At 55.0% G+C, this 23,266-nt stretch carries 22 protein-coding genes; 8 read left to right on the top strand and 14 right to left on the bottom strand.

The features are described 5' to 3' along the window. Positions 1 to 98: 98 nt before the first annotated feature. Positions 99 to 509 (top strand): GFA family protein, encoded by a 411-nt coding sequence (locus tag CHB79_RS12475; RefSeq protein ID WP_089360155.1) that lies wholly within the window; start codon positions 99 to 101, stop codon positions 507 to 509. A gap of 28 nt (positions 510 to 537) precedes the next feature. Here CHB79_RS12475 and CHB79_RS12480 read toward each other — a convergent pair whose 3' ends face one another. From CHB79_RS12480 to CHB79_RS12490, 3 genes are all read right to left on the bottom strand, one after another. Continuing rightward, the gene (locus tag CHB79_RS12480; RefSeq protein ID WP_010487751.1) at positions 538 to 996 is read right to left on the bottom strand and encodes a GNAT family N-acetyltransferase; all 459 of its coding nucleotides are present in this window, start codon (positions 994 to 996) and stop codon (positions 538 to 540) included. A gap of 54 nt (positions 997 to 1,050) precedes the next feature. Beyond that, complete coding sequence (locus CHB79_RS12485; RefSeq protein WP_089360156.1) at positions 1,051 to 2,043, bottom strand: asparaginase; 993 nt, start codon at positions 2,041 to 2,043, stop codon at positions 1,051 to 1,053. 112 nt (positions 2,044 to 2,155) lie between these two features. Next, complete coding sequence (locus CHB79_RS12490) at positions 2,156 to 3,568, bottom strand: alanine/glycine:cation symporter family protein (RefSeq protein ID WP_089360157.1); 1,413 nt, start codon at positions 3,566 to 3,568, stop codon at positions 2,156 to 2,158. 157 nt (positions 3,569 to 3,725) lie between these two features. On the opposite strand from CHB79_RS12490, the gene CHB79_RS12495 reads away from it, so the two are divergent. After that, positions 3,726 to 4,538, top strand: coding sequence for a helix-turn-helix domain-containing protein (locus CHB79_RS12495; RefSeq protein ID WP_089360158.1), 813 nt, complete (start codon positions 3,726 to 3,728; stop codon positions 4,536 to 4,538). A gap of 18 nt (positions 4,539 to 4,556) precedes the next feature. Here the strand turns inward: CHB79_RS12495 and CHB79_RS12500 are convergent, their stop codons facing one another. After that, positions 4,557 to 5,825 carry a dicarboxylate/amino acid:cation symporter gene (locus tag CHB79_RS12500; RefSeq protein WP_089360362.1) on the bottom strand — a complete coding sequence of 423 codons (1,269 nt, stop codon included), beginning with the start codon at positions 5,823 to 5,825 and terminating at the stop codon, positions 4,557 to 4,559. Between the two features lie 317 nt (positions 5,826 to 6,142). Continuing rightward, positions 6,143 to 7,567 (bottom strand): aspartate ammonia-lyase, encoded by a 1,425-nt coding sequence (locus CHB79_RS12505; protein WP_010487746.1) that lies wholly within the window; start codon positions 7,565 to 7,567, stop codon positions 6,143 to 6,145. Positions 7,568 to 7,812: 245 nt separating this feature from the next. Between CHB79_RS12505 and CHB79_RS12510 the strand changes: the two genes are divergently transcribed. Beyond that, positions 7,813 to 8,724: a LysR substrate-binding domain-containing protein gene (locus tag CHB79_RS12510; protein ID WP_089360159.1), complete on the top strand. Its 912-nt coding sequence runs from the start codon at positions 7,813 to 7,815 to the stop codon at positions 8,722 to 8,724. A 109-nt stretch (positions 8,725 to 8,833) separates the two neighbouring features. On the opposite strand, the gene CHB79_RS12515 is transcribed toward CHB79_RS12510, so the two are convergent. The 4 genes from CHB79_RS12515 to adhP form a co-directional block, all read right to left on the bottom strand. Next, positions 8,834 to 9,934, bottom strand: coding sequence for a polyamine ABC transporter substrate-binding protein (locus CHB79_RS12515; protein ID WP_089360160.1), 1,101 nt, complete (start codon positions 9,932 to 9,934; stop codon positions 8,834 to 8,836). A gap of 2 nt (positions 9,935 to 9,936) precedes the next feature. Further along, a complete protein-coding gene (locus CHB79_RS12520) occupies positions 9,937 to 10,995 on the bottom strand; it encodes a histone deacetylase family protein (RefSeq protein WP_089360161.1) in 1,059 nt (352 codons plus the stop codon). A gap of 133 nt (positions 10,996 to 11,128) precedes the next feature. Next, positions 11,129 to 12,118, bottom strand: coding sequence for an AraC family transcriptional regulator (locus CHB79_RS12525; RefSeq protein ID WP_089360162.1), 990 nt, complete (start codon positions 12,116 to 12,118; stop codon positions 11,129 to 11,131). A gap of 95 nt (positions 12,119 to 12,213) precedes the next feature. Continuing rightward, positions 12,214 to 13,236, bottom strand: coding sequence for an alcohol dehydrogenase AdhP (adhP, locus tag CHB79_RS12530; protein WP_089360163.1), 1,023 nt, complete (start codon positions 13,234 to 13,236; stop codon positions 12,214 to 12,216). A gap of 272 nt (positions 13,237 to 13,508) precedes the next feature. Here adhP and purE point away from each other — a divergent pair, with 272 nt between their 5' ends. From purE to CHB79_RS12550, 4 genes are all read left to right on the top strand, one after another. Beyond that, positions 13,509 to 14,000 carry a 5-(carboxyamino)imidazole ribonucleotide mutase gene (gene purE, locus CHB79_RS12535; RefSeq protein ID WP_010487741.1) on the top strand — a complete coding sequence of 164 codons (492 nt, stop codon included), beginning with the start codon at positions 13,509 to 13,511 and terminating at the stop codon, positions 13,998 to 14,000. A gap of 22 nt (positions 14,001 to 14,022) precedes the next feature. Next, positions 14,023 to 15,105 (top strand): 5-(carboxyamino)imidazole ribonucleotide synthase, encoded by a 1,083-nt coding sequence (locus CHB79_RS12540; protein ID WP_089360164.1) that lies wholly within the window; start codon positions 14,023 to 14,025, stop codon positions 15,103 to 15,105. Between the two features lie 173 nt (positions 15,106 to 15,278). Continuing rightward, on the top strand, positions 15,279 to 15,524 hold the full coding sequence (locus CHB79_RS12545) for a GlsB/YeaQ/YmgE family stress response membrane protein (protein ID WP_010487740.1): 246 nt from the start codon (positions 15,279 to 15,281) through the stop codon (positions 15,522 to 15,524). Positions 15,525 to 15,657: 133 nt separating this feature from the next. After that, on the top strand, positions 15,658 to 16,194 hold the full coding sequence (locus tag CHB79_RS12550) for a DUF3299 domain-containing protein (protein WP_089360165.1): 537 nt from the start codon (positions 15,658 to 15,660) through the stop codon (positions 16,192 to 16,194). 32 nt (positions 16,195 to 16,226) lie between these two features. Here the strand turns inward: CHB79_RS12550 and CHB79_RS12555 are convergent, their stop codons facing one another. Further along, positions 16,227 to 17,513 carry a glycosyltransferase gene (locus CHB79_RS12555; protein ID WP_089360166.1) on the bottom strand — a complete coding sequence of 429 codons (1,287 nt, stop codon included), beginning with the start codon at positions 17,511 to 17,513 and terminating at the stop codon, positions 16,227 to 16,229. A gap of 585 nt (positions 17,514 to 18,098) precedes the next feature. On the opposite strand from CHB79_RS12555, the gene CHB79_RS12560 reads away from it, so the two are divergent. Next, the gene (locus CHB79_RS12560) at positions 18,099 to 19,373 is read left to right on the top strand and encodes an OmpP1/FadL family transporter (RefSeq protein WP_089360167.1); all 1,275 of its coding nucleotides are present in this window, start codon (positions 18,099 to 18,101) and stop codon (positions 19,371 to 19,373) included. Between the two features lie 98 nt (positions 19,374 to 19,471). On the opposite strand, the gene CHB79_RS22195 is transcribed toward CHB79_RS12560, so the two are convergent. From CHB79_RS22195 to CHB79_RS12580, 4 genes are all read right to left on the bottom strand, one after another. Then, positions 19,472 to 20,599 carry a T6SS immunity protein Tli4 family protein gene (locus CHB79_RS22195; protein ID WP_245851463.1) on the bottom strand — a complete coding sequence of 376 codons (1,128 nt, stop codon included), beginning with the start codon at positions 20,597 to 20,599 and terminating at the stop codon, positions 19,472 to 19,474. After that, positions 20,596 to 20,838, bottom strand: coding sequence for a hypothetical protein (locus tag CHB79_RS22305; RefSeq protein ID WP_217898862.1), 243 nt, complete (start codon positions 20,836 to 20,838; stop codon positions 20,596 to 20,598). Before CHB79_RS22305 ends, CHB79_RS22195 begins: the two co-directional genes overlap by 4 nt. A gap of 164 nt (positions 20,839 to 21,002) precedes the next feature. Continuing rightward, positions 21,003 to 21,503, bottom strand: a complete 501-nt coding sequence (locus tag CHB79_RS12575) for a hypothetical protein (protein WP_089360168.1) — start codon at positions 21,501 to 21,503, stop codon at positions 21,003 to 21,005. A gap of 2 nt (positions 21,504 to 21,505) precedes the next feature. Next, positions 21,506 to 23,263 (bottom strand): peptidoglycan-binding domain-containing protein, encoded by a 1,758-nt coding sequence (locus CHB79_RS12580; RefSeq protein WP_089360169.1) that lies wholly within the window; start codon positions 23,261 to 23,263, stop codon positions 21,506 to 21,508. Positions 23,264 to 23,266: the final 3 nt, after the last annotated feature.

A 23,266-nucleotide genomic window follows, 5' to 3' on the forward strand; every position in this document is an offset into this window, starting at 1 on the left:
ACGAGCTTGTCTTACAGTTTTGTAACAGCTGTCTAATTGGAATAAATATTTCCATGGGCTCTACTAGTCTTTCCTATCCATAGACTGGGAGCCTGGATATGTCCGAGCCAAAAATCGAAGGTGGGTGCCAGTGCGGTGCAGTGCGATATTCGCTCGGAGGCGAACCGCTGATGATCGCGATCTGTCACTGCACAATGTGTCGTCGGGCGCATGCGGCACCGGCTGTAGCCTGGGCGATGTATCAACAGGGGCAAGTCCGTTTCACCCAGGCGCAGCCCAGGCTGTATGCATCTTCGGCAGATGCGCAGCGTGGCTTTTGCGAGCACTGCGGTACCCAGGTTTCGTTTATCGCGAGCTTTCTGCCCGGCTTGATCGATATCAGCCTCGGCAGCCTCGACAACCCCCAGGCGCTGACCCCGACATTGCACTATTGGCATTCGGAACATCTGTCCTGGGCCGAGTTTGCCGATGACTTGCCGCGCTATCCCGGGCTACCGCCAGTCGAATGATCAGCAGTGCTTTGTGCTTGCCTGAGCCTTACTTGAACTGCTTGCGGTACTGGATAAAGCCCGAGCGCTCGGCTATGCGCTCATAGAGCAACATGGCTTTGCTGTTACTCTCGTGGGTCAGCCAGTAGGCGCGTGAGCAGTTGGCCTGTTGCGCTTGGGCGTAAACAAACTCGATCAGTTGGCGCCCGACACCATTGCTGCGCACATTTTTGTCGATGAACAAGTCCTGCAGGTAGCAGTAGTCACCCACGGTCCAGGTTGAGCGGTGGTAGACCCAGTGGACCAGGCCGATCGCTTGGCCATCATGCCAGGCCAGTGCTGCATGGATGGGCTCGTCAGGATCGAGAAAGCGTTGCCAGTTAACCTCGCTGGCCTCGGCCGGAATCTCGGTCATGTAGAAACGTTGATAGCCTTGCCACAACGGTAGCCAGGCAGCGTGGTCGTCGGCGCTGACTGGGCGAACTTCGACTTCGATACGGGCGGCCATTTGCTGTCCTCCTGTGAATTATTATTGTTGTTTGAGTGCGAGCTGGCGCGCTGATCAGTCAGCGCGTTCACCGCACAGGTCAAGGTTGAACCAATGCTCGACCTCTTTTGGCTCGAGGCCAGCACCGAGCAAGGAGAATAACTTGCCCAGGGCCGCTTCGCGAGTCATGCCGCCGGCAGAGACCAGTCCGGCAGCTTGCAACTGGCTGCCGGCGGCATAGACGCCAAATTCAACATGACCTTGCGGGCATTGGCTGATTGCCGCGAGCACAACACCACGGGCATGCGCGGTTTCGAGTGCAGTCAGCAGCGCCGCGTTGTCCGAGGGGCCAGTGCCGCTGCCGTAGCATTCAAGCAGCAAGGCTTGGACGCCGCTGCCAAGCAGGGCGCTGATGTGCTCTGCCTGAATGCCAGGGTAGAAAGGCAGTACGGCAATGTTTACCGGATGACGTGCCTGGCGATAGTCAATGGCCTGCGGTATCTGCCCGGCACGCGGACTGATCCGCTGACGCGGTAATACGGTGAATGCATCAAAGGCGTCACTTTGCAGTTTGCTGACGCGTGCGCCATGCATCAATGCACCATTGAAATATACCTGCACGCCACTGGCCTGGCCTTGATGCAGCGCGCGCATGGCGCCGAACAAATTGCCCCAGGCATCGCTACCTTCGGTGCCAGCGGGCAGCATGGCGCCGGTCAATACCACTGGCACTGGCAAGCCCAGCAACAGGAAGCTCAATGCTGCAGCACTGTAGGCCAGGGTGTCTGTGCCTTGCAGCACCAGTACGCCATCGCAGCTGTGTTGTTCGATGCCTTCAACAATTGCATCAACCATTGCCAGCCAGTTGGCCTGGCTCATGTTGGCGCTGTCGATTGGTGGCAGCAATTCGCTGAAAATCCAATCGGGCAGTTGGTCTTGGCCTTCCTCGGACTGTTGTGCACGAACACGGGCTTCGAATCCTGACGCCGGGGCCAGGCCATCGGCACTTTGCTGCATGCCAATGGTGCCGCCGGTGTAGAGCACAAGGAGTTTTTCGCAAGCGGCCATGGTCGCTCCTCAATAACTGCGGGATAACAAAAGGGGGCTATCAAGCCCCCTTTTGTGGTTACAAATAATGTTGTAACAGGCCGTTCCCTGAGCCTGTCCGTGCGCTCCAGCCTTAAGCTGACTTGGTAGCAGTGTCCTTCAGTTGCGCCCAAACAGCTGGGTCGAGGTCAAGGTCACTGAACTCCTTGGGGTCGAATACGGGAGACTTGACCCCTGCTTTCATCTGCCTGTCGTAGTCACGCATCAAGCGCATGCCAACCTTGAACAGCAGCGCCAAAGCGATCAGGTTGCAGATGGCCAGCAAGCCCATGGTCACGTCAGCGAAGGCGAATACAGTGCCGAGGTCCTGTACCGAGCCCCAGAACACCAACACTGCAACCATAACCCGGTAAACCATGACTGGCATACGTTTTTGGGTGAAAAAGCCCAGCGCGTTTTCACCCAGGTAGTAGTTGTAGATCAGGGTGGTGAACACGAACAGCAGCAAGGCCACGCTGATAAATACACGGCCCCATTCACCGACCACGCTGGCGACAGCAGTTTGTGTCAGCAGAACCCCGGCCATTTCACTGCCTGGCTGATACACGCCCGAGAGCAGAATGATCAGCGCGGTGCAGCTGCACAGGATGATGGTGTCGATAAATACACTGAGCGACTGCACGATGCCTTGTGCGACCGGGTGTGGAACCTCGGCAACGGCGGCGACGTTCGGTGCGCTGCCCAAACCTGCTTCGTTGGAGAACAGGCCGCGCTTGACGCCCATGATAATGGCGGCGCCGATACCGCCAGCAAAGGCGGGCTCAAGGCCAAATGCACTGCGGAAAATCAGGGCGAAGACTTCCGGGATGCGATCAGCGTTGCTGCCGATAACGAACAGGGCCATGGCGATGTATGAGAACGCCATTACCGGGACCAGGACATCAGCAAACTTGGCGATACGCTTGATGCCGCCAAAGATGATCATGCCGATCACGGCCATCAGCACCACGCCGCTGATATAGGTCGGCACGCCGAAGGTGTCGTGCAGCGAACTGGCAACTGTGTAGGATTGCACCGCGTTAAAGCCGAAGCCGAAGGTCATCAGCAGCAGGATCGAAACCAGAATACCCAGCCAGCGCTGGCCCAAGCCATGCTCGATATAGAATGCCGGACCGCCACGATAGCCGCCATCGGGCTCGCGACGCTTGTATAGCTGGGCGATCGAACACTCGAAGTAGCTGGTTGCCATGCCGACCAGTGCCACGACCCACATCCAGAAAATGGCGCCAGGGCCGCCAAGGATAATCGCCACCGATACACCGGCAATGTTGCCTGCGCCGACGCGTCCGGCAACGGACAGCATCAGGGCCTGGAACGAGCTGAGTTGACCAGGCTGACGCTTGAATGCCTCGGCAAAGATGCTGAACATGCTGCCGAAATAGCGGAATTGAACGAAGCGCGAAGCGATGGTGAAGAACAGGCCAAGGCCGATCAGCATCACGATCAGCAGCTTGCTCCAGATGAGGTCATTGAGTAAATCGAGCATAAGGGCAGTCACTCTTTGTTGTTCTGATTGAAGTTGGCCTCTGCGGACCTTTTTCAATGATTGTAGATGCGAATGTTTCAAACAATTTCGCAGGTTGCAGTGATGTGATGCTATTTGATGCTACTATCGCGTCACTTACTTCGACTGGAACAGCCGCATGTCGGATTCGTTTGGCGCCAACCTCAAGCTGCTGTGCAGTCACTACCGCTCAATTGCCGAGGTGTGTCGCAAACTCGCAATCAATCGGGCGCAATTCAATCGCTATCTCGCGAGCCAGAGCAGGCCAACAGCCCATAACCTGAAGCGAATCTGCGATTTTTTTGGGGTCGAGGACTATGAGTTGGTCCTGCCGCAGGAGCAGTTCGCCCGGTTGATCGGGGCCCGTGACAACAGTGCGGCAAGCGCATCGGCAGGCGCACCACTGCTTGAGCTGTTCGAGTCGCTCAGCGAGCACTCAAATGACCTGTCGCGCTATTGCGGCTACTACTTTGAATATTCCAATTGCATGTCGGTGCCGGGGCAGATCCTGTTGTCGCTGGTGCATTTGCGTGAAGAGCGTGGCAGCTTTGTATTTGAACGTCAGGAGCGCCAGGAAAGGGCGCGTGGCGGTGGAGCCGAGGATTGGGTGCGCTGCCGTTATCTGGGCGCGGCGTTCTACTTGCAGGACCGGGTGTTTCTGATCGATTACGAAAGCCTGACCGGCAATGAAATGAGCCAGACCATACTGATTCCCAGCTTCAAAAGTCGCATCACCCGTTTGAATGGCCTGAAGACTGGCGTCTCCAGTGGTGATCAGCGCACGCCTGCCTGTACGCGGGTGGTCTGGGAGTTTCTTGGTACCGACATCAACCGGGTAAACACCTATCGCCAGGTGATGCTCTATGCGCCCGATGATCCGCGCATTGATGATGACGTGCGCCAACGTCTGGCTGGTGCACGCATCCGCCAGGGTTTATTCGAAATCGAATAAGCCCATTTGCGCCTGTCGTTACTGGGTGCCGTCGTGATTGGGGCTGTTGTAGATCTCGACATCCAGTTCTTTTTCGCTGCGGCCAACCAGGGTTGTGGTCATCAAGTCGCCTGCGACGTTGACTGTGGTGCGCGCCATATCGAGGATGCGGTCGATACCGGCAATCAAGGCAACACCCTCAAGCGGCAGGCCCGCAGCGGTCAGCACCAGGCCAAGCATAATCAAGCCCGCGCCAGGTACACCGGCCGTACCGATGGACGCCAGCGTGGCGGTGAGGATGATCATCATGTACTGGCCCGCGCCCAGGTCAACGCCGAAGGCCTGGGCAATAAACAGCGCCAGCACACCTTGATAGATCGCCGTGCCATCCATGTTGATGGTGGCGCCAACCGGTAGAACGAAGCCCGCCACGCCCTGTGACACGCCGAGGTTCTTGCGCGCGCACTCAATCGAGATTGGAAGGGTGCCCGAACTGCTTGAGGTACTGAATGCAACCGCCAGTGCAGGCGCAATACCACGCAGGAAGCGCATTGGGCTCAAGCGCGCGAGCAAACCAATCAGGCCGCCGTAGACCAACACCACATGGGCGAAACTGGCGAGGTAGATCACCCCTATTACTTCGGCCAGTGGCAGCAGCACTTCGGCGCCGTGGCTACCCACTACGCCGGCGATCAAGGCAAACACGCCATAGGGTGCAAGGCCCATGATCAGGTCGGTCAGCTTGTAGAAGGTCTCGGCCAGGCTATCGAACAGCTTGATGGCCGGGGTGGCCTTCTCACCGACCAGGTTCATGCTCACGCCAATCGCGATGGCGAACACGATGATCTGCAGTACGTTGCCCTCGGCAAAAGCGGTCACCGGGTTGCTTGGCACCAGGCCAACCAGGATGGAGACCAGCGATGGCGCCTCTTTGGCAGTCTCCTGGCCACTGGCAATCATATTGAGGCCGTCACCCGGAGTGAATACCGCACCAAACAGCAGGCCGATGCTGACTGCGAATGCGGTGGTGACCATGTAGATCGAGATGGTTTTGATGCTGATCCGCCCAAGCTTTGCGGAGTCCTGCATGGAGGTGATGCCCGATACCAGTGAAACAAACACCAGCGGCACGATCAGCATCTTGATGGCATTGAGAAACAGGGTGCCGATGGGTGCCAATACCAGCGCGTCTTCCTTGAAGATTGCGCCGGTGGCAACACCAAGCACCAGGCCGATGAGGATCTTGTGCCACAGTTGTAGACGTTTCCAGCGGCCCAGCGGTGTCGCGGTTTTAGAACTCTGAGTCATGCGTTTCACCATTTCAGTAACTGTTGTTGAGCAGACCGTCTGTGCGATCTTGAAGGATGCTCGTAACCTGCATAGTCAGGCCAACGGAGTCATGGTCATGATTGATCCGTCGGCTGTTCGCCTGCTGGCCACGCGCGAATGTTCAACCTGCATCTGGTCACTGGACGTTCAGCCCCATGGGCTGAATCCAGATGTGCAGGGAAATACAGTGGGCGGTGACGGCAGGGGAATACAAAGGGCGCGCAGTTTACCGAGCGTTCGCTGCGTTTTCTCCCTATGTTTTCCCCTGGTTGGGTGTTTTCGTCGGAAAGTTAGGGTTAGGCCTTAAGCGGTACCAGGCGCGGGGCAATCATGTTTTCCGGGCGCAGGATGTCGTCAAGGGTGCCGTCATCCAGGAGTTTTTCTTCGCGCACCAACTCCAGCACGCCGCGGCCGCTTTCCAGGGCGAGCTTGGCGATACGGGTGGCATTTTCGTAACCGATATACGGGTTCAGCGCGGTAATCAGGCCGATGGAGTTTTCCATCAGTTGACGGCAATGTGCTTCGTTGGCGCTGATGCCGACGATGCAATGCTCGCGCAGCATGTCCATGGCGCGCTGCAGCAGGCGGATCGAGTCGAAGATCTTATAGGCGATCAGCGGTTCCATGACGTTGAGCTGCAGCTGACCCCCTTCAGCCGCCAAGGTCAGTGCAAGGTCGTTACCTATTACTTCGAATGCCACTTGGTTGACCGCTTCCGGGATGACCGGGTTGACCTTGCCCGGCATGATCGAGCTGCCCGGCTGGCGCGGCGGCAGGTTGATTTCATTGATGCCGGTACGAGGGCCGCTGGACAGCAGGCGCAGGTCGTTACAGATCTTCGACAGCTTCACCGCGGTGCGCTTGAGCATGCCCGAGAACAAGACGAAGGCGCCCATGTCGGAGGTAGCTTCGATCAAGTCAGCCGCCGGAACCAGAGGCTGTCCGCTGATCGCCGCCAAGCGCTCGACCGCGAGCAATTGGTAGCCAGGGTCAGCATTGATGCCGGTGCCGATTGCCGTGCCGCCGAGGTTGATTTCAGTCAACAGTTCCGGCGCCAGGCTGCGCAGGCGTGCAAGGTCTTCACCCAGGGTGTTGGCGAAAGCGCGGAATTCCTGGCCCAAGGTCATAGGCACGGCGTCTTGCAACTGGGTACGGCCCATCTTCAAGACATGGGCGAACTCTTCACCTTTGGCGGCGAATGCATGAATCAGGCTGTCGAGGCTGGCCAGCAAGGTGTCGTGGCCGAGCAGCAAGCCCAGGCGAATCGCGGTTGGATAGGCGTCGTTGGTTGATTGCGCCATGTTTACATCGTTGTTTGGATGCAAGAACCCATACTCGCCTTTCTGCTTGCCCATGGCTTCGAGCGCAATGTTGGCAATTACTTCGTTGGCGTTCATGTTGGTCGATGTACCGGCGCCGCCCTGGATCATGTCGACCACGAACTCATCATGGAAATCGCCGCGGATAATCCGGGCGCAGGCTTCGCTAATGGCCGCGTGCTTTTCATCGCTGAGGTGGCCCAGCTGGTTGTTGGCATCGGCTGCTGCTTGCTTGACCATCGCCAAAGCAGTGACCAGCTTCGGATAGTGGGCCAGTGGTACGCCAGAAAGACGGAAGTTGTTTACGGCACGCAGGGTTTGGATGCCGTAATAGGCCTCGCTTGGGACTTCAAGGGTGCCTAGCAGGTCTTTTTCAACGCGGAATGATGCAGCAGCGGACATGATTGAGGAAATCTCTGATTTCGGCGAGAGGTATCGCCATGCCTTATAGGGTAAGGACTTCACCGATATTCAAGCCAATGCTGTTAAACGCTATGCTATGCGTAATCGGCATAATGTCGATGTGACTTGCAAAGGCTGGCAGACGTTGAGCGAAGGCCTGCCCGAGTAATGCTTGCCGTTTCTCGGGAGCTTTAAGCCGGCCTGTGGATAACTTTTGAAGCGCTAAACCTGATGCTGAGGGATTGATGAATCTGGAAACCAAGTGGCTGGAAGACTTTGTCGCGCTGGCGACCACGCGCAGTTTCTCGCGTGCGGCGGAGAAGCGATTCGTCACCCAGCCAGCGTTCAGCCGGCGGATTCGCAGCCTTGAGTCAATGCTCGGGCTGACCCTGATCAACCGTTCCTGTACTCCGATCGAGTTGACTGAAGCCGGGCAGCTGTTTCTGGTCACGGCGCGCAGCATGGTTGAGCAGTTGGGCGAGGTCGTTCGACATCTGCATAACCTTGAGGGTAAGCAGGGCGAGGTGTTGCAAATTGCAGCTGCGCACTCGCTGACCCTTGGATTCTTCCCTGAATGGATCGCCCGCTTGCGCCGTGAGGGTTTGCCGCTCAACACTCGCCTGGTGGCGACCAACGTGGGTGAAGCGGTGCATTCGCTGCGTGAAGGCAGTTGCGACTTGATCCTTGCCTATTACGATCCCGACGCCGCTCTGCAAATGGACCCGGAAATATTCCCGTCCCTGTATATGGGCAGTACCGAGATGTTGCCAGTCTGCGCCGTGGATGAGCAGGGCCAGCCGTTGTTTGATCTCGACAGTGGCCAAACGGTGCCATTGCTGGCGTACACCGCCGGTGCGTTTCTCGGGCGCTCGGTCAATCTGTTGTTACGCCAGCGCGCGCTGCGCTCGACCACAGTGTATGAAACCGCAATGGCGGACAGCCTCAAAAGCATGGCGCTGCAAGGCATGGGCGTAGCCTGGGTGCCGCGCTTGAGCGTGACTGCCGAGTTGCAGCGCGGAGAACTTGCGGTGTGTGGGACGCAGGCATGGCAGGCGCCGCTGGAGATTCGCTTATATCGCTGCGCCCTGGTGCGCAAAGCCGTGGTGCGTCTGCTCTGGCGGAAATTGGAAAGTGGCGAAGTAGGGCAGCCGAAGTAGGGTGAGCGCCGTGGTGGCTGTGGATATCTAGGCGAATGGACTAGGCGTTGTTGGGCAAGCATTGCGTTGTCGCACCCTACTTGGAAGGTGCGACAACCGCGTTTGAGCCTTAGGTTCCTGACTTGATCTTGGTCCAGGCGCGGGTACGCATCCGCTCGGCTTTTTGCGGCAGCGGTTGCAGCACGTACAGGGTTTTCTGCGCTTCAGCTGTAGGCGTCAGCCCTGCATTATCGCGGATTTCAACTTTCATCAGCGGCAATGCGGCCTTGTTTGGGTTTGGGTAGCCGAGGAAGTTGCTGGTCGATGCGATCACCTGTGGATCGAGCAAGGTGTTGAGGAACTCATGGGCTTCCTCGACGTTTTGCGCGCTGGCCGGAATGGCGAACGAGTCAAACCACAGGGGGGCGCCCTCTTTCGGCAGGCGCCAATCGACTACGACACCGTTACCCGCTTCCTTGGCGCGGTTGGCGAACTGATAGAAGCTGCCGGAGTAACCGACGGCTACGCAGATATTGCCATTGGCAATGTCGGTCATGTATTTGGCCGAGTGGAAGTAGGCAATATTCGGGCGGATTTTCATCATCAGGTCGGTGGCTTTAGCGTAATCCGCCTTCTTGGTGCTGTTAGGGTTGAGCCCCAGGTAATGCAGGGCGATTGGCATGATATCGCCGGGTGAGTCGAGCATCGCCACGCCACATTGCTTGAGCTTGGAGATGTTTTCTTCTTTGAAAATCAAATCCCAGCTATCGACCGGAGCATCGGCGCCGAGCGCCTCTTTCACCTTGGCCGGGTTGAAGCCAATGATTACCGTACCGTACATGTAAGGCACGGCATGCTCGTTGCCCGGGTCGTTGGTTGCCATTAGCTTTAACAGCTCTGGGTCGAGGTTCTTCCAGTTGGGCAGCTTGCTCTTGTCGAGCTTCTGGAACACGCCTGCCTTGATTTGAGTATCAAGAAAGGTGTTCGACGGCACCACCAGGTCGTAGCCCGAGTTGCCGGTGAGCAGCTTGGCTTCCAGTGATTCATTGGTGTCGAACACATCCCAGGTCAGCTTGATCCCGGTACTTTTGGCGAAGTCTTTTGGCACCGACGGCAAAATATAATCGGCCCAGTTATAAACCCGTAACTCACGCTCGGCTGCGTGTGCTGCGCTGGCCAGCATGGCTGTGCCGCAGAGTGCGGCGCCAATCAGGGTGCGGATTTTTTTCATGATCATGCGTCCTTCTTCGAATTATTAGGTCGGCAGACATTTTCAAAACCTTCCAACACATTGACTGCGTTGACGCCGATGGCTTCGACGGCATAGCCGCCCTCCATGACAAACAGCGTCGGTAAGCCCATTGCGGCAATGCGCTCGCCCATGCTCAGGTAATCCGGGCTGTCGAGCTTGAATTGCGAGATTGGGTCTTCTTTGTAGGTGTCGACACCGAGCGAGACAATGACCACCTCGGCGTCGAATGTGTTTATCCGCGTGCAGGCGTCATCCAGGGCGGCGCCCCAGCTGTCCCAGGCACTGCCGGCAGGCAATGGATAATTGATGTTGAAGCCTTCACCCGCGCCTTCGCCATGTTCATCGGCATGGCCGAGGAAGAAGGGAAACTCAGCCAGCGGGTCACCATGGATCGAGGTGAACAGCACATCGCTGCGCGAGTAGAAAATTGATTGGGTGCCGTTGCCGTGGTGATAGTCGACATCGAGAATCGCCACTCGCTTGTAGCCTTGGTCGATAAAGGCCTGTGCGGCAATGGCGGCATTATTGAGGTAGCAATAGCCGCCCATTACATCGCTTGCGGCGTGATGGCCTGGTGGTCGGCACAGGGCAAAGGCGCAGTGCGCGCCGTCGGCAATTTCGCGTTGGGCGGTGAGCGCCACCTGGGCGGCGCTATAAGCCGCTTGCCAAGTGCCTGCGGTAATGGGGGCGCCAGCATCGAAGCTGTAGTAGCCAAGTTGCCCGTGCAGGCTGGTTGGCAAGCGCTGGCTCAGGGTACGCGCGGGCCAGGTGTAGGGCAGCAGATCCCCGTTGCCGTCCTGTTCTTGCCAGCGTGCCCAGGCTCCTTCGAAAAAGTTCAGGTAGTCGGCGGTGTGAATGCGTTCTATGGGCGTGCGGCCGAAATCCTGCGGCTCGCGAATCTCACCGATATTGCGGTCCTTAACGCGCTGCAGAATATGGTCGGCACGTTTGGGCATCTCAAAACAGGGCATCAATTTGCCGTCGATCAACTCGCAGCTGCCGTGATGGAGGTGATGGTCGTCGCTATAGATTGTGAGCATGTTGGGAAGCCCTGCAGTTATTTGTTATGGCTCCATTGTTTGCCTAAAGCGAAGTGCGCGAGAACGCTACAGATGGCCAAAAGGGGATATATCTGGCCAAATTTAACGGCCATGCATGTCTCGGATATTCGGCTTACAAGCGAAAGTGGCTGGGGGCAACTCCGCTCCAGCGTTGGAATGCATGGCGAAAACTGGCGCTTTCACTGAACCCCAGTTCTTCCGCAACACGCCCGACCGGCCAGCCTTCTTGGCAGAGCAATGCTTTGGCGCGCTCAAAACGCAGGTCATCGAGCAACTCCTGGTAATGGGTGCCCAATGCGCGCAAGTGGCGGCGCAAGGTTCTGGGCGAGCAGTGCATCTGCTGCGCCAGTTGCTCCAGGCCGGGGGAGCTGGCCAATTGCTCGGAAAGTAATTGGCGAATACGTGCCAGCCACAGTTGCCGGGCAGAGAACTCGCTATTGAGCTTTCGGCAGCGCATCAACATTTCTTGGTGAGTGATTGCATCTGCCAGCGGTAAGCGTCGGCTAAGCCAACTGGCGGGAAAGGCAAAGGCATTGCTTTGGGCATTGAAGTGCAGTGGACAGTCAAAGCTTTTGGCATACAGGGACGAGTAGGCCGGTTGTGGGTACTGGAATTGTGTTGCGCTCAAGGGCAATGGCTGGCCGAGCAGGTCGGTGCAGATGGTGTTCAGGGAAGCCAGGCACATCTCGGTGTTGAAGACTTCAAGCTCCGGGCGCTGTTGGTAATCGCTGGCGCTGACCCAGGCCAGTTTGCCTTCAATGCGTAGGTCCAGCTTGAAGTAGGTGCCCAGTAGTGCCGGATACTCCAGCAGCAATTGCCAGGCGTCACCAAAGGTGGCACTCGACAATGCGGCGTAACCGAGTATGCCGTAGGCGGAAATGTGCATGCGCTGGCCGAGCTCGAGCCCCAGGTCTTCTCGCACGGCCAAGCCGTTTGCGCACACCTGCAGTTCTTGGTGAGGCGTGATGCGGCTGTCATTGCCGCCGAGGTCTTCCGGGCGGATGCCGCTGGCATCAAGCAGTCGTGTGACTGGAACTGATGTGTCGGCGAAATAGGCAAGGATCATGGAAACCACATGCAAGGTGGTCAATTGAGCGTGCATCGCAGGCTGAGTCCAATGGTTGCAATGAACCCTTGTACAGCAAGATGTATGCCGCTGGCCCTGGGTTGTGGCCAGCGGTCTGTGTTTGGCTACCTTTAGAAGGTCAGAACCGTACGCCCTTCAATTTTCCCTGCGCGCATTTGGTCGAGAATGCTGTTGATGTTCTCCAGTTTATCCGTGCTGCAGGTTGCGTTGACCAGGCCTTCGCCCGCGAAGTCCATCGCTTCCTGCAAGTCCGCGCGGGTGCCAACGATTGAGCCGGTAATGCTGATGGCCTTGAGTACCACATCAAAAATCGGTGCGGGAAAATCACCCGGTGGCAGCCCCACCAGTGCGACTGTACCGCCACGACGTGCGGCACCAATGGCCTGGCCAAATGCGCTATTGGACACCGCCGTCACCAGTACGCCGTGAGCGCCGCCAATGTCGCGCTGGATCACTGTGGCCGGATCTTCCTTGAGTGCATTGACCGTCAGTTGTGCACCGAGTTTGCGGGCCAGCTCCAGCTTACTGTCATCGACATCAATTGCAGCCACATGCAGGCCCATGGCGCGCGCATACTGGATGGCAATGTGGCCAAGGCCGCCGATACCGGAAATAGCGACCCACTGGCCGGGGCGGGCGCCAGTAACCTTGAGCCCCTTGTACACGGTGACGCCGGCGCAAAGGATGGGGGCCATTTCAACAAAGCCGATGTTCTTCGGCAGAATGCCAACGAAATTCGGGTCGGCCAGTACGTATTCGGCATAGCCACCGTTGACCGAGTAGCCGGTGTTTTGTTGGCCTTCGCACAGGGTTTCCCAGCCCGTCAGGCAGTGTTCGCAACAGCCGCAGGCGGTATAGAGCCAAGGCACGCCGACACGGTCGCCTTCCTTGACCCGGGTGACGCCACTACCGACCGCTGCGACATAACCAACGCCTTCATGGCCGGGGATAAACGGCAGGCTGGGCTTGACTGGCCAATCACCTTCGGCAGCGTGCAAATCGGTGTGGCAGACGCCGCTGGCTTCAATCTTGACCAGAATCTGCCCCGGGCCTGGCAAGGGGACTTTTACTTCTTCAATACGCAGGGGGGCGCCGAAGCTATGAACGACGGCGGCTCTCATGGTTTGTGACATGATATTTTTCCCATGGTCGTGTGAGTCTGTAGTGTGCGCTAACCTAGGCGGGTGAACTTGACATAGAGCAAAATGTAGCAACTCTGCGGGTATGGTCCTGAGCTCTGGACAAACGGTCGCCAGCATTGCTCACTGCCCATGTCTTTGCGGTATACTGCGCGGCCTTCGGCCGGCGGCACCCGGCCATATATCGCAAACAAGCCACGCTGGTTAAACCGCGTGGCTTGTTAGTTTTTGACGCGCCAACCGGCGCCCAATATAGAGGCACAACGATGAGCGCACTGGTAGGCGTGATCATGGGCTCCAAGTCCGACTGGAGCACCCTTAGCCACACCACCGAGATGCTGGACAAGCTGGGTATCGGTTACGAGGTGAAGGTTGTTTCCGCTCACCGTACCCCGGACTTGCTCTTCCAGTATGCCGAGCAGGCGGAGTCTCGAGGGATCCAGGTGATTATTGCTGGCGCCGGCGGCGCTGCACATTTACCGGGCATGTGCGCGGCCAAAACGCACCTTCCGGTACTGGGCGTCCCTGTGCAATCGTCGATGCTTTCAGGTGTTGATTCGCTGTTGTCCATCGTACAGATGCCTGCTGGCGTGCCGGTTGCTACCCTGGCGATTGGCAAGGCGGGTGCGGTCAACGCCGCATTGCTGGCGGCGAGTATTCTGGGCCATCAACACCCGCAGTTTCACGAGGCGCTGAAGAAATTCCGTACCGAGCAGACTGAAACTGTTTTGGACAATCCAGACCCGCGCCAAGCTTGAGTCGATCTAAAAGGGCTGTGTTATGAAAATCGGTGTAATCGGTGGCGGCCAGTTGGGTCGCATGTTGGCCCTGGCGGGCACTCCGCTGGGCATGAACTTCGCATTTCTCGACCCGGCGCCAGACGCCTGTGCACAGGCATTGGGTGAGCATATTCGCGCCGATTACGGTGATCAGGACCATTTGCGCCAGTTGGCTGATGAAGTTGATCTGGTGACCTTTGAGTTTGAAAGCGTCCCGGCTGAAACCGTTGCCTTCCTGTCGCAGTTCGTGCCGGTTTATCCGGGGGCAGAGGCCTTGCGCATCGCCCGCGATCGTTGGTTTGAGAAGTCGATGTTCAAGGATCTTGGCATCCCAACGCCGGATTTTGCCGACATTCAATCGCAGGCCGATCTTGATGCCGCAGTCGCCAGCATCGGCCTGCCTGCCGTGATGAAAACCCGCACCCTGGGTTACGACGGCAAGGGACAAAAGGTGCTGCGTAGCGCCGATGATGTCGCGGGCGCCTTTGCCGAGCTTGGCAGCGTGCCATGTTTGCTCGAAGGTTTTGTGCCCTTCACTGGCGAAGTTTCGCTGGTGGCTGTGCGTGGCCGCGACGGCGATATCCGGTTTTATCCGTTGGTGCACAACACGCACAACAGCGGCATCCTCGGCTTGTCGATCGCCAGCACCGATCACCCGTTGCAGGCGCTGGCTGAAGATTACGCCAGCCGCGTACTGGACAAGCTCGGCTATGTCGGTGTGCTGGCCTTTGAGTTCTTCGAAGTAGACGGTGGCCTCAAGGCCAACGAGATCGCGCCGCGTGTGCATAACTCCGGCCACTGGACGATCGAAGGCGCCGAATGCAGCCAGTTTGAAAACCATCTGCGCGCCATCGCGGGCTTGCCACTGGGTTCGACCGCCAAGGTCGGCGAAAGCGCCATGCTCAACTTCATTGGCGAAGTGCCGCCTGTGGATAAAGTCATCGCCATCGCCGACTGCCACCTGCATCACTACGGCAAAGCCTTCAAGGCAGGGCGTAAGGTTGGCCATGCCACAGTGCGCAGTAAGGACCGTGCCACGCTCGACCTGCAAGTGGCAGCCGTGCAGGCCCTGATCGACGCCTGATGATTTGACCTGGCACTGTGCAACGCAGCGCCAGGGGAACCTCCATTGGGATTGGCCGTCAGATGGCTGAGCGCCATAGTTGTTCTAGACTGTGGTTTGAGCGCCAGTATCGTCCCCTGATGATACCCACTGCTTGAACCCTAGGCGCAATCACTTGAAATGGAGAACAAGCCATGGGAATTATCGGCACTATTTTTATCGGCCTGATTGTAGGTCTGATTGCACGCTTCCTTAAGCCAGGCGATGACAGCATGGGTTGGATCATGACCATCCTGCTGGGTATTGGTGGGTCGCTGGCAGCTACCTACGGTGGCCAGGCATTGGGTATTTATCAGGCTGGCCAGGGCGCTGGTTTTATCGGCGCAATCGTCGGTGCGGTGATTCTGCTGTTTATCTACGCCATGATCAAAAAGAACTGATCCACGCTTGGCTGCTCTGCAAGAAGCCGTCTTATGACGGCTTCTTTATTTGTGGTGCTGCAACAGTGCGCACTTGCATGTGCCTGCCAGCTCTAAGAGACTGCAAGCCAGCACCCTGCCCGAGAGTTTGTCGATGTCCCGTTTGTTATTACTGCCGCTGTTGCTGGTCAGCAGCCTGGTCTTTGCCGAGTTACCCGAAACCGACTGGCTTGAGCTGATGCCTGCCGAGGATCAGCAAGCCTTGGCAGACATGCCGGAAATCACTCATGACAGCCCTGAAGGCGATAGTAGCTTCTATCAATCGGGTGGTCTCAAGCAGAAGGATGCAAAGCTTCCCGCCGTGATGTACTCGGCTAAAACCGTCGCGGCGTTCAACGGCAAGCAGATTCGGCTGGGTGGCTATCCCGTGCCGCTCGAAAGCGATGCCCAGGGACGCAGCACCCTGTTCTTCCTGGTGCCATACCCAGGTGCCTGCATTCATGTGCCGCCGCCTCCGCCGAACCAACTGGTGCTGGTGCGCTATGCAAAAGGTATAGCGCTGGAGGATATCTATGCGCCGCTGTGGGTCAGCGGTGAGATCAAGGTTGAGAGCGTCAGCAACGATCTGGCCGATGCAGCCTACGCGCTGGATGCCAGCGAAGTGAGACTCGTGGAAGAAGCAGACCTCTAATCCGGTGCGCGGCGTATTGGCCTGTGGATAAGTTAATTTGCGCTTTGATTTTTCGCCGCAATCCACTGCGACATGTATTGCGTGCTCTTGAGCGTGTGATGGCGAAGCATGCCACCGATGAAGTTGTCACGCCGATGGCTGTCCAGATTTTCGCTTAGCTGAGCAAGCCGGTTAATCAATTCGCTGCCCAGGCGCTGACGGTCAAAGCGCTGCTGTAAGATCGCAGCACCTTGTTCCTGGGCCTGAAGCCAGCGGTTTTCATCTTCATAAAGCGCCACGGCGGCATCGACAAAGTTTGCCGCGCAATCCACCACAGCCCCGCCCCAAGGTAAGTCGCCGTGCATCCCTTCGCTGCCGATAACGGTGGTAATACTCGGTGTGCCGCATGCCATTGCATCCGCGAGCTTGCCTTTGATGCCCGCGCCAAAGCGCAGTGGCGCCAGGCAGATACGCGCCTGGCCCATGACTTGATGTGCATCATCCGCCCAGCCCAACACATGGAACCCTTGCTTGGGGTTGTGCAGCGCAGTGGCTTTGGGCGGGGGATAAGCGCCATATACATGCAACTGCGCGTGCGGCAGGCGCTGACGAACCAGCGGCCACAGTGCGTGTTTAAGCCACAGCACAGAATCCCAGTTGGGCGCATGGCGGAAATTGCCAATGCTGATGAAGTGTGCACGCTCGGCAAAAGGCGCAGGCTTGCTCGCGCTGGGAATCAACATCAGGGCGCAGTCGTGCAGCAGTGTTGCCGGTACCGAGAACGCCTGCTGCAGTAATTGCATCTCGAATCCAGAGATCATCAGGCTCAGGTCACTGCGAAAGATTGCGGCGACTTCACGCTTGGCCGTATCTGAATTGGCCATGACCTCAAACAGTTGGTCAGCACCTGCCGTAACCGCGTCCACGCTCTGTTTATCGGCTTCGTTAGAGCAGGCCTGCTGCGTAGCTTTTAGCAGGTGATGACGGGCTTCACGCAAACTGTGCAAGTCGCATGTGTCCAGAACTCTCATGGCTTCAGGGCAAGCCCGCTCGACTCGCCAGGCGAACTGCTCTTCAGTGAAGAAGCGGTCGAACAGCACCATGTCGGGCTGCAACTCAGCCAGCCATTGGTCAAAGCTGTCGCAGTTAAGCGCAATTTGTACCTCAGCAATCCCCAGCGCAGTTAAGTCCGCGCGGTGCTCGGACAGCGCGGCGGCACTGGCGAAGGTCACATGCCAACCCTGTGCGCGAAATAACTCCAGCAGCTCCATCATCCGGCTGCCCGCGGCGGATGAACGTGGTTCTGGCCAGACATAGCCGATAACAAGGATATTTTGCATGTGCAGAGAAAGGGACGGTTGCTCAAAACACGGATTGTAGCGGAGTTAAGGTGCGGGGCCGTCATCCCTTGATTGGTGATCAACCAGTATTTAGTTGTGGATAGCGGTATATGTAAATTTTATACGCTCCAGACTAGTAAACTCGGCTTTTTTGACTATGTTTTACCCTAAAATGCACGTAGTCAGCGGATTCTGGCTGGCTGGAATACTCAGGTCGATCCAAGGCTCCACGGTCAGTGGAGCAGCGTGAAATTCCGCAAGTGGATTAAATCAAATGGTTAAGGATCCTCTGAAAAAGGTAGCGAGCGACGCGAGTACAAGGCGCAACGACCAGCGGGAGTAACAGCCGAAGGCTGGCCCGCAGGGCGAGCGCAGCGAGTCAAAAACTGCGAAAAAGTGACCGGGGTCGTGCTCGACTTTACGTGCTGTAAATGAGCATTTGATTCGCTTTGCCCACCCCTTCGGGGCAGCACTGAAGTGCGTTCAGCCTAAAGGCTGTGAGCAGTTTTTTAACGCAGTAATATCGAGCGCAGTAGTTTTTCAGAGGGTTCTTAAGTGGTTATAAACATACAAGGATATCTGGCCATGTTGCGCAAAGTTTTATCGTCTATTGTGCTGTTAGGCGTTGCAGGAAACGTATCGGCAGGAGGAATCTTGGTCTATGAGGTCGGCCAAGAAGGCGCAGGGTTAGCCAATGCGGGTGCGGCAGTACTGGTTACGGATCCCAGTATCCTGATGAACAACCCGGCAGGCCTGACCGCCTTGAAAGGCACCCAGGTCAATGCGAACGGCCAGTTGATGTTGGGCCACATCAACTTTTCGCGTGATGACGATAATTCCTTCGACGGCAACGAGGGCGGTAATGCCCTGAAGTATTTTCCCGGAGGCAGTGTTTTTGCCAGTCACCAGATAAATGATCGCGCCACCATCGGCATCGGCATGGTGGGCAACTTTGGTCTAGCGGTTAATTATGACGATGACTGGGCAGGGCGCTATTTCACCCAGAAGTCATCGATTATTGGTATTGCGTTCCAGCCTACGCTCTCCTACAAACTCACCGATGATCTTTCTGTTGGTTTTGGGCCGCGGTTTGTATTTGGCCGGTTCCTCACGGAGGTAGCGGTTAACAATAACCCCCTTGGCATCGGTAATGCGAAAGATGGCCAGCTTAAATACCAGGACACGGACTGGGGAATGGGGGTTACGGCAGGGCTTATGTACGACTTGAGCGATCGCACTCGCTTGGGCCTGTCCTACGTCAGCAAGGTCAAGTTCAAGTTTGATGACCAGCCGGATTTTGATGACATCAGCAACCCACTGCTCAATGTTGCCCTGGGCCGGATCAATGCGGATCAATTAAACGCCGACATAACCATTCCGCAATATGCCTTGGCGAGCATCTCGCACCAACTCAATGATCATTGGACAGTGCTAGGCAGTGCAGGCTGGCAAGATTGGAGCGAGTTCGGCAAGATCGGTGTCGAGGTTGACGGTAATCCAGATGGATCATCCGTATCGCGCCAGATAGATCGTAAATACAAAGATACCTGGCACCTGTCGGTTGGCGCGCAAAATCAAATGACCAACAAGCTGCGTATCAATATGGGTGTTGGTTACGACACCTCATCTGTCGACGATGATGACCGCACTGTCGATGTCCCAGTCGGCGCTGCCTGGCGCTTTGCAACTGGTCTTAACTATAAGATCGATGAAAGCATGTCATTCAACCTCAACTACACCCTGATATGGATGGATGACCTGAGCGTCGAGCAGAGCAAACGAAATGGTCAAACGGTCTCTGGCGAATACAAGAAAGCGGCGATTCATGTTCTTGGCGGCGGCGCTACCTGGCGCTTCTAGCGCACCAGTCACAACGCCGAGCGGTCAATGAACGAACGCTCGGCGCTGGATCAGGGGCGCTGAACAATGGCTGCAATAGCCGTTACAGCCCCAGTGGATTACTCGCCCAAGGTCAACTTCATGCTTTTGGTCAGGGCTTTCAGGCTGGGCATAAGTACTTCAGGCGGTGGTGTCAGGCCTGTTAAATCGTCGGTGCCTTGTTTAAAGGTCTTGGCTTGTATCGCGATCAGGGGTTTAGTCATGCCGCCGATATGGGCCAGGCCAAACCATGCACGTTCCTTCTCTGCCGAGCCCGGCTTTGGATCAAGTCGCCAGCCGTCCATACCCACCAGTCGCCTGTCGAAGTACAGCGACTCAATAAACGATGTTTTCTCCCAGTTTTCTCTGTCGTAGCCGGGGTTGTAATCGGTGTTGTAGGTGCCGGAGGTGGCCTTCATATACGGGTCACCAGCAGAAGCATTGAGAATGGTGAATATCACGTTGGGTTCACGGGTAAAGCGCAGGCTGTTCTTGATGTCGTACTTGGTCTTGCCATCATCGTGGATAAAACCATATGGGAAGCAAAAGCCCGGGCCTTTTGGCACTTCATACAAATCGCGTGGTTGAAAGCGTGCGATAAGGTCTTTAATACGCTGTGATTTATTTTTATCGTTGCCTTTAAGCGAGAAATAATAAACACGATTCTTACGCCAGAGTAAGACATCATAGACGGTGTCTTCACTGCCAAGAAAGTAGGCATCCGGGATGCCGAGGTCGTGCTCATAGGCATGGGCGAGGGGGATATCGTGTTCTGTTTTAGCAATGTTTTCCCTAAGTATCTTTACAGTATTTTCGGTGCCTTCTTGAGTTTTTAGCTCTTTGAGCAAATCTTTTTTTCTCGCTAATTCTTTGATCAAACTTTTTTGGTATAGGCTACGAGTTCCCTTTGCGTATCTGGCAGCACCATCAAATTCTGATCGCTCAACGATATCGCTAACCATGATTACTAACCCGTCATAGTCATAACCGGATTTATTACCACCCGTAAATACATGATCAGAAAATGCATGCGCGCCACCAGTACTTGTTATTTTAAATGCATCACGGCTCATGTATGTTGCCCATTGCATATCTTCTGGTACATCAAAAGTTAATCGGCCAATACACTCTTTACGAACAGTGTCTGCTTGAGCCAAATGAATTGGCAGCAACCAGCACAAGCCTAGGCTTAAGAGTAACTTATTCATGTGCGTTGGCCTTTGTCATTTTTGCTATTGGTTGTCATTGCAAGCGAGGCGTCATGCTCAAGCCCTTGCTGTTTCTGGTTTTTTGCAAGCACCGTCAGGTTGATACCTGAGTCGTTGTTCTCGCCGCGTGTCCAGTTGGTGGGCAGCGCGCAAATAAAGCCTTGTACACCATTTGGAGGAGAGAAGTTTTTGACCGGTGTAAGGGAGGTTGAGCGCCAAAAAGCTTCTTCATAAGGCATCGGTTCTTGCAGGTCTCCACCTTCCTTTAGTCTATCGAGGCTTCGGTAAGCCCAAGTCGGCCAAATAGGTGTAGGGAATCCATTTGTATAACTTGGCATTAAAGGCGTTACTTGCGGCTGCAACTGACTGATATTGGTCAGGCTGAGAAAATTGCCCGCAGCAGTTAGTCCATATCACCCTCATACTTACCAGAGCTTGGATTGAAGCTCCAAATGTGCGGTATGATAAGCTTCTGGCCTTGTGAATATATAATTTTATTTGATTCGTCTCGTTGATAAGAGAAGAAGATAATATCTCTGTAGCCGTTATGTATCTTTGTACCTTCTTTCACACCAGCAAAATAATCCCCTCCCGCAAACTGAAGAAAGCCCTTACACTGGATTAAAATTGCGAAAGTCCTATCCTTGGCAGTTCCCTGGCTATCAAACGACTCAAATATATAATCATTATTACCATCATCATTAAGGTCCGCTTGATAGGCAATGCGGCCTGATTCCCGCAAAGTCTCAGTACCATGAATAGTAGTTAAAATATATGTAGCTCTGTCCCCTTCCCTCCACTCAGAGAGAAAATTTCTTGTGCTTTTGTTTCCCTTGCAAATTTCAACTTCACCAGCGGCCGCATTGAAGCTAGCGAAAAGCAATATGATTATCAGTAGTTTCACTTTTAGGCATCCACCAAGAACGTATCTCTGCCTGTCCGCACCGAACCTTGCGGTTGATCAGAACCGAACAAAATACTCGTTAATATAGAATTATTCACAGCTGATGCTGCAGTAAGCAAGTGTTCAGTCAGTACAGACTCATGAATATCCTCCCAGTTTGATACTTGCAAGTGCCAACTCACCAAAGGATTATTGTTTATCGCACTCTGGATTACTGTGGTAATCCGTTCATAGTTAGGGTGTACTACATGGGATGGCCTATACACATGCCAACGCAATAGAATAGCAACAGCCTTTTCAGATGTAAAAACCTCTCCTAGAGTGCTGTTTATCGTGTTGGTACCAACTTGAAATTCAACACTTTTTTTTCTAATGTCCAAAACTCTAAGCTTGGCCATTTCCCACATCGCTTGCCGGTATTCAGAAATTGTTCTGCCAGCCATGCTGATTCTGTATATCCAGTGCCAATTTTTTAAATAATTAGCTTCGGGTTTTTTATTTGATAGGGGGGTGAATTCAGTATCGGCATAAGTTAGTTGAGATGGTTGATGAGTCTCGTTAGTTAGTTTGAGCCATGAGGTATATGTCAACGTGCTGGACGAATAAAGATCCTCATCGCCCCACTCATATTCAGGATAAAGGCCGAAATTTCCAAATACTTTTTTGAAATACACTTCATAATGTCTCAAAAAATATGCGATGAATGCTGGGAATTCTGCCTTCTCGTATTCATTTCCATTAGATGCGCCCATTGTCCAATGGCATGGCCCAGCCGAAATTAAAGAGTTATCCCAAGCGTTGATTACATCAAATCTGCCATAGCACTCAGCTTCGGCGACAACTCGTATTACGCGGTATACAGATAGCGGTGTCGAATTCAATTGCTCTGGATTTGCTGGAGTGCCGAGCATGTTCTCTACTGTCATCTCAGCTTCTGGAGACCAGCTATGTTTTTTGGTCGCATTGGGGCCACCCTGAGTATCATAGTAACCGATAGCCTGGTATTGGGATGCGCTTCTAGTACTAGGGTATGTGTAATATTGAGTAAAGTCCCGCGCGAAAATGCGTGGAGCGCTACTTGTAAAGCTGTCATATTTCCATAGATTAGAGCCACCATTAGATAATAGAGTTCGTGCTCCTGTATTGCTTACTGACCAAGCCTCAATAACAACTGGACATCGGTAATGATTTTCCAGCCAAAATTCAATTGCCGTCCTAGTATCTGAGTCAACCACCCCACTTACTGGGCCGGTATATAAATGACCATTAGTTGTTTGTTCTAGAGAGTCAACATAGTATGACCTCAACTCATCTGTTGTTCCTGATGTATTAGGTAACTGTCCTGCTTTGGCAACAATGTGAGCGGAACTATCATAGTAAACTTCGTTGTTGTTAACTAGTTTTGGGTTCCCTGTGGCTGTAAGTAATAGTTGACCAATTTTATTTACCTTGACACGTGCTACATGGGGCATTCTGGCATATATCTGAAACTCTCTTACCGCCCACTCACTCGATTTACCGAAGCTTCCATCTGGGGAGCCAATAATAGCAAAGCCAAGTGTTTGCAAGTCTTCTTGAAGGAGCCGTACATGCTCTGGGACCGTGAGGGATGCGGCACTACTAGAAGTGCTAACTATTCCTGTTTCTGCAGTTTCTAGTTGTACAGCAGGGTTATCTATTCCACTCCAACGTGGAGGCGTATTCTGTTGTGTATTTCCATCGTGATCGCCTCGACGAAGGTTGAAATTTCCGTATTTCATAAT

Source organism: Pseudomonas segetis, from assembly GCF_900188155.1.
GTDB classification, from domain to species: Bacteria; Pseudomonadota; Gammaproteobacteria; order Pseudomonadales; family Pseudomonadaceae; genus Aquipseudomonas; species Aquipseudomonas segetis.

Bases quoted from the DNA above. Each gene is read 5' to 3' on its own strand.
- CHB79_RS12475 (WP_089360155.1), top strand. From the start codon at position 99: ATGTCCGAGCCAAAAATCGAAGGTGGGTGCCAGTGCGGTGCAGTGCGA.
- CHB79_RS12480 (WP_010487751.1), bottom strand. From the start codon at position 996: ATGGCCGCCCGTATCGAAGTCGAAGTTCGCCCAGTCAGCGCCGACGAC.
- CHB79_RS12485 (WP_089360156.1), bottom strand. From the start codon at position 2,043: ATGGCCGCTTGCGAAAAACTCCTTGTGCTCTACACCGGCGGCACCATT.
- CHB79_RS12490 (WP_089360157.1), bottom strand. From the start codon at position 3,568: ATGCTCGATTTACTCAATGACCTCATCTGGAGCAAGCTGCTGATCGTG.
- CHB79_RS12495 (WP_089360158.1), top strand. From the start codon at position 3,726: ATGTCGGATTCGTTTGGCGCCAACCTCAAGCTGCTGTGCAGTCACTAC.
- CHB79_RS12500 (WP_089360362.1), bottom strand. From the start codon at position 5,825: ATGACTCAGAGTTCTAAAACCGCGACACCGCTGGGCCGCTGGAAACGT.
- CHB79_RS12505 (WP_010487746.1), bottom strand. From the start codon at position 7,567: ATGTCCGCTGCTGCATCATTCCGCGTTGAAAAAGACCTGCTAGGCACC.
- CHB79_RS12510 (WP_089360159.1), top strand. From the start codon at position 7,813: ATGAATCTGGAAACCAAGTGGCTGGAAGACTTTGTCGCGCTGGCGACC.
- CHB79_RS12515 (WP_089360160.1), bottom strand. From the start codon at position 9,934: ATGAAAAAAATCCGCACCCTGATTGGCGCCGCACTCTGCGGCACAGCC.
- CHB79_RS12520 (WP_089360161.1), bottom strand. From the start codon at position 10,995: ATGCTCACAATCTATAGCGACGACCATCACCTCCATCACGGCAGCTGC.
- CHB79_RS12525 (WP_089360162.1), bottom strand. From the start codon at position 12,118: ATGCACGCTCAATTGACCACCTTGCATGTGGTTTCCATGATCCTTGCC.
- adhP (WP_089360163.1), bottom strand. From the start codon at position 13,236: ATGTCACAAACCATGAGAGCCGCCGTCGTTCATAGCTTCGGCGCCCCC.
- purE (WP_010487741.1), top strand. From the start codon at position 13,509: ATGAGCGCACTGGTAGGCGTGATCATGGGCTCCAAGTCCGACTGGAGC.
- CHB79_RS12540 (WP_089360164.1), top strand. From the start codon at position 14,023: ATGAAAATCGGTGTAATCGGTGGCGGCCAGTTGGGTCGCATGTTGGCC.
- CHB79_RS12545 (WP_010487740.1), top strand. From the start codon at position 15,279: ATGGGAATTATCGGCACTATTTTTATCGGCCTGATTGTAGGTCTGATT.
- CHB79_RS12550 (WP_089360165.1), top strand. From the start codon at position 15,658: ATGTCCCGTTTGTTATTACTGCCGCTGTTGCTGGTCAGCAGCCTGGTC.
- CHB79_RS12555 (WP_089360166.1), bottom strand. From the start codon at position 17,513: ATGCAAAATATCCTTGTTATCGGCTATGTCTGGCCAGAACCACGTTCA.
- CHB79_RS12560 (WP_089360167.1), top strand. From the start codon at position 18,099: ATGTTGCGCAAAGTTTTATCGTCTATTGTGCTGTTAGGCGTTGCAGGA.
- CHB79_RS22195 (WP_245851463.1), bottom strand. From the start codon at position 20,599: ATGAATAAGTTACTCTTAAGCCTAGGCTTGTGCTGGTTGCTGCCAATT.
- CHB79_RS22305 (WP_217898862.1), bottom strand. From the start codon at position 20,838: ATGCCTTATGAAGAAGCTTTTTGGCGCTCAACCTCCCTTACACCGGTC.
- CHB79_RS12580 (WP_089360169.1), bottom strand. From the start codon at position 23,263: ATGAAATACGGAAATTTCAACCTTCGTCGAGGCGATCACGATGGAAAT.